Origin of the sequence: Streptomyces sp. NPDC047072, assembly GCF_040643855.1 — a bacterium.
Taxonomy (GTDB): domain Bacteria; phylum Actinomycetota; class Actinomycetes; order Streptomycetales; family Streptomycetaceae; genus Streptomyces.
On record NZ_JBEYVC010000298.1, the window covers coordinates 1 to 7,308 of the forward strand.

Below are 7,308 nucleotides of genomic sequence, written 5' to 3' on the forward strand. Positions count from 1 at the left end.
GGCCACGACTCCGATCTGGGGCAAACTCGCCGACCTCTTCAGCAAGAAGACGCTGCTCCAGGCCGCCATCGTCATCTTCGTGCTGGGCAGCGTGGCGTCCGGGATCAGCCAGACGGGCGGTCAGCTGATCGCCGCGCGGGCCCTGCAGGGCGTCGGCGTGGGAGGGGTGCAGGCGCTCGTCCAGATCGCCATCGCCGCGATCATCCCGCCCCGCGAGCGCGGCCGGTACAGCGCCTACCTGAGCGGCACCACCTCGACGTCGACCATCGGCGGGCCGCTCCTCGGCGGTGTCATCGTCGACACCTCGTGGCTGGGCTGGCGCTGGTGCTTCTTCATCGGCCTGCCGCTCGCCGCCGTCGCGTTCCTCCTGCTCCAACGGACGCTGGACCTTCCCGTCCTGCGCCGCGAGAACGTCCGGATCGACTACGCGGGGGCCACGCTGATCGCCACCGGCGTCAGCGTCCTGCTCGTGTGGGTGTCGTTCGTCGACAACTCCTTCGCCTGGGCCTCCTGGCAGACCGCCGCCCTGCTGACCGGGGGACTGGCCCTGCTCGCCGCCGCGGTGTGGGTGGAGAAGCGCGCCGCCGAACCGATCGTGCCGCTCGCCATCGTGCGGCGGCGCACCACCACCCTGGCCGTCCTCGGCAGCCTGTCCGTCGGTACGGCGATGTTCGGCGCCTCGGTCTTCCTCAGCCAGTACTTCCAGCTCAGCCGCGGCCGCACCCCCACCCAGGCCGGTCTGCTCACCATGCCGATGATGGCCGGCATCCTGATCGCCTCCGTCGTCGCCGGCCGGCTGATCAGCCGGAGCGGGAAGGTCAAGCCGTACCTCGTCACCGGCGCCACCCTGCTCACCGCCGGCTGTGCGGGCCTCGGCGTCATCGACAGCACGACGCCCATGGCCTTCCTGGCCGTGTCGATGCTGTGCGTAGGGATGGGCGTCGGCATGACCCTGCAGAACTTCGTCCTCGCCGTGCAGAACACCGTGCCGCTCAAGGACATCGGGGCGGCCAGCTCCACGGTGTCGTTCTTCCGCTCCCTCGGCGGCACGATCGGCGTCGCCGTCCTCGGCGCGGTCCTGGCCCGCCGGGTCGCGGACGGCACGGCGAGCGGTCTCGCCTCCGCCGGACTGTCCGGAGCGGCCCGGAACCCGGAGTCCCCCGCGGTGCGGGAGATCATCCGGGTCGCGTACGGCGACGCGACGGCGCACATCTTCCTCCTCGCGGCCGGAGCGGCGGTGCTCGCCGTAGTAGCCGCCCTCCTCCTGGAGCCGGTCGACCTGCGCAGCAGCCTCGATCTGCCGGAGAAGACCGGCGAAGCGGCCGCCGCGGCACCCGACCCCGGCCAGGGGACGCGCTCGCCCGCGTGAACCCCGACTGGATTACTTAAGTCAAGCAAGTTATGTTGTTTTGGTGAACCTTGTGGAGAAGCGGCGTCGCGGCCGCGACGTGCTGATCGTCGCGGGGGAGACCGGTGAGACCGACTTGCTGACCACGACCCTCCAGCTGGCGGGCTACCGGGTCGCCGAAACGGTGGGCAGCGGGGCCGAGGGGATCGAGCGGATCACTCGGGGGCACTTCGACCTGGTGGTCTGGGACGCCATGCTGCCGGATCTGCGGGAGGTGGCGAGGGGGCCCCGGCCGATCTCGGCGGACCTGCCGCCGGTGCTGTTCCTGATCACCTGCGACTACCTCCACACCCTCCTGCCCGTCTTCGGCAGACGCAGGGAGGACTACGTCACCAAGCCCGTCCGGGCCACCGAACTCCTGGCCCGGGCCGAGATCCTGCTGCGGAAGCCGGGCACCGGCGGTGACGAGGCGGTGGCCGCCTACGACGACCTGGTCCTCGACGACACCACCCGTCAAGTCCGGCGCGGTACCAGACCGCTCGGGCTCACGCCCGCCGAGTACCGGCTGCTGCGCCACCTCCTGGCGAACGCGGAGCGTGTGGTGTCCAAGGAGCAGATCAGCCAGAACGTCTGGGGCGACTTCCGGTCCTCCGAGACCATCGACAGGCTCGTCTCCCGGCTGCGGCAGAAGGTGAACGGGGAAGGCGCCCCGCTGATCCACACGAGCCGGGGCTTCGGCTACTGGCTGGGCCGCGCCCGCGCCTGAGCCGTCCGTCGCCCGCCGTGATGCGCGGGCCCGTGGTCCACGCGCTGTGACGTCCGTCATGTCCGGAACTTGTCCGGGAGCCGTCCTTGAGGTGTCCGGTCGCCTTGTTTCCGTGGGGCACAGGCACAGCCCCCCACCAGCGAGGAGACACCATGGACAGCGCGCTCAGGCCCTCGGACCAGTTCCACGTGGGCATCGTCGCGGAGGACTTCGAGGCGACCAAGGACCAGCTCTCGAAGCTGTTCGGTTTCGAGTGGTGCGACGACATGGGCGGACCCACCGAGGTCGCCCTGCCGACCGGTGACACCGTCGTCGACTTCCGGTGCGCGTACTCCCGTTCGTCCGGGACGGTTCCTCGGCTGGAGATCGTCCGGAGCGTTCCCGGGACGCTGTGGGAGCCGACCCCCGGCTCCGGCATCCACCACTTCGGCTACTGGTCCGACGACGTGGCGGCCGACGTCGCCGAGCTTGAGAAGCACGGCTATGTGACCGAGGCGACCCGCAGGGGTCCGGGCGGCGGGCTGTTCTTCGCCTACCTGCGCAGCGGGGAGGAGACGGCCTTCCGCGTCGAGCTGGTCAGCCGCGCCGCCCAGCGGTCGCTGGAACAGACCTGGGCGTAGTGGCGCAGCCCCACCCGACACCCCAAGTACAGCCTTTCAGCAAGGAGTTGCTCATGACCACCGTAGGAATAGTCACCGGCGCCGGACGCGGGATGGGAGAGGCCTGTGCGCGACGGCTCGCGGACACGGTGGACGTGCTGCTGCTCGTCGACCGGGACACCGCCGGGGCGGAGGCGGTCGCCAAGGAGCTGAACGGCGCCGGGCACCGGGCCGTCGCCGAGCCCTTCGGCCTCGACGTCACCGACAGGGAGGGCCTGGCCCGCCTCGCCACCCGGGTCGCCGAGGCGGGGACGCTGCGCGCCGTCGCCCACGCGGCCGGCATCTCGCCCACCATGGCCGACTGGCGCCGCGTCTTCGAGGTCGACCTCATCGGCACCGCCCTGCTCGCCGACGCCCTGCGCCCGCTCGCCACCGAGGGCACCGCGCACGTGTACTTCTCCTCGATGTCGCCCCTGCTCGCCCGTGTCGACCCCGACCCGGCGGTCGGCGCGGTCCTGGACGACCCGCTGCACGAGGACTTCCTGGAGCGGATCCGGGAGGCCGTCGGCCCGGACATCGAGCAGTCCACGCTGGCCTACCCGTGGGCCAAGCACGGTGTCGCGCGGTTCGCGCGCAAGGAGGCGGTGCGGCTCGGGCCGGTCGGGGGCCGCGTGTGCTCGCTCGCACCGGGCATCATCGACACCCCGCAGGGGCGCCAGGAGGCCGCCAAGCAGACGTCGATGCAGCGGCTCATCGACGTCACCCCGCTCGGCCGTACCGGCCGCTCGGAGGAGGTCGCGGAGGTCGTCGCGTTCATGCTCTCGGACGAGGCGAGCTTCCTGAACGGCATCGACGTCCTCGTCGACGGCGGGGTGTTCGCCGCGGTACGCGACAACTGACGAAGGCCGTCCGACCTGCGGGGGTGGGACACCGGTCCGGTGTCCCACCCCTGTTGCGTGTACGAGGATCAGCGCGCGGTGAGCTTCCACAGGTGGTCCGCGGTGCCGTTGTCGTCCCACTGCAGGACCTGCGCGCCGGAGGCGGTGCTCATCTGGTCGACCCCGAGGAGGCGGCCGCTGTTGTAATTGGCGATCTTGTAGTAGCCGTCGCGGGCCGGAATGACCTGCCAGAGGTGGTCGGCGGTGCCGTTGTCACCCCAGATCAGGGCGGTGCCCCCGTTGGCGGTGCCGGCGTTGGTGATGCCGAGCAGCAGCCCGCTCTTCTGGTTGACGATCTTGTAGAGGCCGGAACCGGCGGCGGTCAGCGTCCAGTTCTGGTCGGTGCCGGTGGTGGAGGTCGTCTGGACGACCGAAGTGCCCTGAGCGGTACCGGCGTTGAGGGTGTCGAGGGCGAGGCCGCTGTTCTTGTTGGTGATCTGGTAGCGCCCGGCCAGCGAGGAGTTGGTGCCGCTGGGGGTGACGACCAGGTGGTAGCCGTCGGTCGCGTTCATCGTCATCGGCACGGTGACCGAGCCGTTGGAGACGGTGTAGTCGGCGTCCGAGACGGTGATCGGGCCCGGGGAGGCGGTCGTACGGCCGGTGTTCGGGCTGTACTCCAGCTTCACGTGGACGGTGGATCCGAAGGCCGACAGGGACGACAGACCGTTGACCGTCACCGCGCAGGAACCGGCGCAGCCGCCCGCGACGACGCTGATCTGGTTGCCCGAGCCGTTCAGCGAGGCGAGGCCGTCGATGCCGGTCTGCGCGGGCGGTGTGGTGACGAGCATGTTCCCGCTCATGTCGCCGTACCACTTGTACGTCCAGTACGAGCCGTTGGGCGAGCCGCCGGTGTCGGTGAGGGTGTCGCCGAGGGTGCCGTAGTGGTTCCAGAAGGCGAGCTCGGCGTCATGGACACCGGCCCGCTCGAACTTGGCGGCGTACCCGATGAGGGCGCCGGAGTTGCCCATCTCGGAGGGGGTGCCGTACTCCTCGATGGAGATCGGACGGGGGCTGATGCCGAGGCTCGACTCCAGCGCGCGGTAGGCGGAGACGTGCGCGGCGATGTCCTGGCTGCCCTGGAGTTCGTGCCAGGCGATGACGTCGGGGACGGTCCCGCTCGCCTTGGCGTCGGTGAGGAAGGTGGTCATCCACGACTGGTTCCAGGCCGAGTAACTCGGGCCCTGGATGGGGGTGGTGGCGTCCTTGGCGCGGACCTCCTTGTACGTGCGCGCCCAACCGGCGTCGAAGGCGCCCGCGTTGGTGGTGTCCCACGTCCAGTCGGGTTCGTTCCACAGCTCGTAGGCGGCGATGTTGGTGGCGCCGGAGGACTTCACCGAGGCGATCTGCTTGTCCACGGCGGACAGCCAGTCGCTCCAACTCACCCACTTGTAGGGGAAGTTCGGGTACCAGTCCGGCATCCGTACGACCACCTTCGCGCCGGCCCGGGCCGCCTTGGGGGCCACGACGAGCGCGTCACCGGCCGGTGCGGGCTCGCCGTTGGGGAGCTGGGAGCCGCCCGGGGCCATCTGCACGAAGGTGTTCGGCTTCAGGGCGTTGGTCAGGCTGTCGCTGGGGGTGCTGTCGTTGGCCAGGCCGTAGAGGCTGCCGGTGGCGACATGGGTGACGGAACGCAGGGTCTGGTTCGCGTTGACCACCAGGGTGGTGGAGGAGGTGGGGACCGCGGACGCCGGGGCGGCGGTGGCGAGGCCCGCCGCGGCGAGCACGGCTGTGCCGAGGGCGGCGGTGAGGCGCACGTGTCTGGTGTTGCGGCTCATTGAGGGGTTCTCCTGAGGAGAGGGGGATGGGGAGGACGATCTTCCTGGGGCGGAGCCGGTCCTTGACCGGTGAGCCGGCCATGACCGGCGGGGCAGTCCTTGACTGGCGGGGCAGTCCTTGACCGGCGGGCCAGTCGTTGACCGGCGGAGTCAGTCCTTGACCGCGCCCGCGGTGACACCCGCGGCCACGTAACGCTGGGCGAGCACCAGCAGGACCGCCGCCGGGACGGACGCGACGACGGCGGTGGCCATGATCGCGTTCCATTCCTGGTTGTTGTTGCCGATGTACTTGTAGATGCCGAGGGTGATCGGCCTCAGTTCGCCGCCGCTGTCGAGGGTGTTGGCGAAGACGAAGTCGGACCAGGCCCACAGGAAGCTGAAGAGGGAGACGGTGACCAGGGCGTTGCGGCTGACCGGCAGCACGACCGACCAGAAGGTGCGGATCGCGCCCGCGCCGTCGATCCGGGAGGCGGCGATCAGCTCACCCGGGATCCCGGACATGAACGCCGTGAAGATCATGACGCCGAACGGCACGGCGATGGTGGAGTCCGCGACGATCAGTCCCCACCAGGAGTTGAGCAGACCGAGGTCCAGGAAGATGCCGTAGAAGCCCATCGCCATGACGATGCCGGGGATCATCTGGGCGACCAGCAGGGCGAGTCCGAGGAATCCCCCGCCGAACGGCCGGAGTTTGGCCAGCGCGTACCCGGCCGGGGCGGCGAGCAGGAGCGTGAGGGCGACCGTGCCGAGGCCGATGAGCAGGCTGGTGCCGAGGTAGGGCATCTGGTCGTCGAGGACGGCGCGGTAGCCCTCGAAGGTGGGGTGCAGCGGGAGCAGGTCCGGCGGGTCCTTGCGCATGTCCTGCTGCGGGGTGAGGGACACGTTGATCATCCAGTACACCGGGAACAGCATCACGGCGGTGAGCAGGAGCCCGATGACGGTGTAACGGCGCTTTCCGGTGCGGGAGTTCACGCTTCCTGCCTCCTCTGGACGCGGATGTACAGCAGCCCGAAGACGAGCGCGATGAGGATGAGGATGTTGCCGACCGCCGCACCGGGGCCGAACTTGGGCAGCAGGGTGCCGAAGCCGAGCTGGTACGACCAGGTGGCGAGCGTCGAGGAGGAGTCGTCGGGACCGCCCTTGGTCATGATCCAGATCAGGTCGAACACCTTGAGCGTGTAGACGAGTCCGAGCAGCAGGGTGATCGCCGAGACCGGGCGCAGCAGCGGGAAGGTGATCCGGCGGAACTGCTGCCAGGGACCCGCGCCGTCCAGTGCGGCCGCCTCGTACAGCTCGGCCGGGATGTTCTGCAGACCGCTGTAGAGGATGACCAGGTTGAACGGGATGCCGATCCAGATGTTGGCGATCACGACCGAGGTCAGCGCCCAGTCGGGCGAGGTGAGCCAGTCGATCGGTGACATGCCGACGAGGTGCAGGAAGTAGTTCACCACGCCGGACTCGCTGTTGAGCATCCACGACCAGGTGGACGCCGACACGATCAGCGGCAGCAGCCAGGGGATCAGGAACAGCGCGCGCAGCGTCGGCGCGAGGCGGAAGTGCCGGTTGAAGAAGACCGCGAGGGCGAGCCCGACGACGTACTGGAAGGCGATCGACGCGAAGGTGAACAGCATCGTGTGCCGCAGCGCCGGACCGAACGTCGGGTCGTCGAAGACGGTCCTGAAGTTGTCGAGCCCGGAGAACGGCGCGTCACCGGAGACGAACGAGCGGACCGTGTAGTCGCGCAGGCTCAGGTCGAGGTTGCGGTACAGCGGATAGACGTAGAACGCGACGCGCTGCCGGACTTCGCCGCGCTGTTCCCGCACGTGCTCGCCGACTCCCTGAAGCGGTGGGGCATGCACGACATCACGGCGTACCTCCACGA

Annotated in this window: 7 protein-coding genes; 4 read left to right on the forward strand and 3 right to left on the reverse strand. The window is 69.7% G+C overall.

The annotated features are described in order from the left end of the window. The 4 genes from ABZ896_RS51355 to ABZ896_RS51370 all read left to right on the forward strand — a co-directional run. Window positions 1–1,369 (forward strand): MFS transporter (locus ABZ896_RS51355; RefSeq protein ID WP_360945991.1); only part of this gene is annotated, 1,369 nt, incomplete at its 5' end. A 43-nt stretch (window positions 1,370–1,412) separates the two neighbouring features. After that, window positions 1,413–2,114: a response regulator transcription factor gene (locus ABZ896_RS51360; protein ID WP_360945994.1), complete on the forward strand. Its 702-nt coding sequence runs from the start codon at window positions 1,413–1,415 to the stop codon at window positions 2,112–2,114. A 152-nt stretch (window positions 2,115–2,266) separates the two neighbouring features. Then, the gene (locus ABZ896_RS51365; protein WP_360945997.1) at window positions 2,267–2,734 is read left to right on the forward strand and encodes a VOC family protein; all 468 of its coding nucleotides are present in this window, start codon (window positions 2,267–2,269) and stop codon (window positions 2,732–2,734) included. Window positions 2,735–2,787: 53 nt separating this feature from the next. Next, the gene (locus ABZ896_RS51370; protein ID WP_360946000.1) at window positions 2,788–3,612 is read left to right on the forward strand and encodes an SDR family oxidoreductase; all 825 of its coding nucleotides are present in this window, start codon (window positions 2,788–2,790) and stop codon (window positions 3,610–3,612) included. Window positions 3,613–3,680: 68 nt separating this feature from the next. On the opposite strand, the gene ABZ896_RS51375 is transcribed toward ABZ896_RS51370, so the two are convergent. From ABZ896_RS51375 to ABZ896_RS51385, 3 genes are all read right to left on the reverse strand, one after another. Continuing rightward, window positions 3,681–5,426: an RICIN domain-containing protein gene (locus ABZ896_RS51375; protein WP_360946003.1), complete on the reverse strand. Its 1,746-nt coding sequence runs from the start codon at window positions 5,424–5,426 to the stop codon at window positions 3,681–3,683. Window positions 5,427–5,576: 150 nt separating this feature from the next. Further along, window positions 5,577–6,398, reverse strand: coding sequence for a carbohydrate ABC transporter permease (locus tag ABZ896_RS51380; protein ID WP_360946006.1), 822 nt, complete (start codon window positions 6,396–6,398; stop codon window positions 5,577–5,579). Further along, window positions 6,395–7,306, reverse strand: coding sequence for a sugar ABC transporter permease (locus ABZ896_RS51385; RefSeq protein ID WP_360946009.1), 912 nt, complete (start codon window positions 7,304–7,306; stop codon window positions 6,395–6,397). Before ABZ896_RS51385 ends, ABZ896_RS51380 begins: the two co-directional genes overlap by 4 nt. Window positions 7,307–7,308 lie beyond the last annotated feature (2 nt).

What these genes read in the sequence shown, in the direction of transcription:
- ABZ896_RS51365 (WP_360945997.1), top strand. Translation starts at nt 2,267, where the DNA reads ATGGACAGCGCGCTCAGGCCCTCGGACCAGTTCCACGTGGGCATCGTC.
- ABZ896_RS51370 (WP_360946000.1), top strand. Translation starts at nt 2,788, where the DNA reads ATGACCACCGTAGGAATAGTCACCGGCGCCGGACGCGGGATGGGAGAG.
- ABZ896_RS51375 (WP_360946003.1), bottom strand. Translation starts at nt 5,426, where the DNA reads ATGAGCCGCAACACCAGACACGTGCGCCTCACCGCCGCCCTCGGCACA.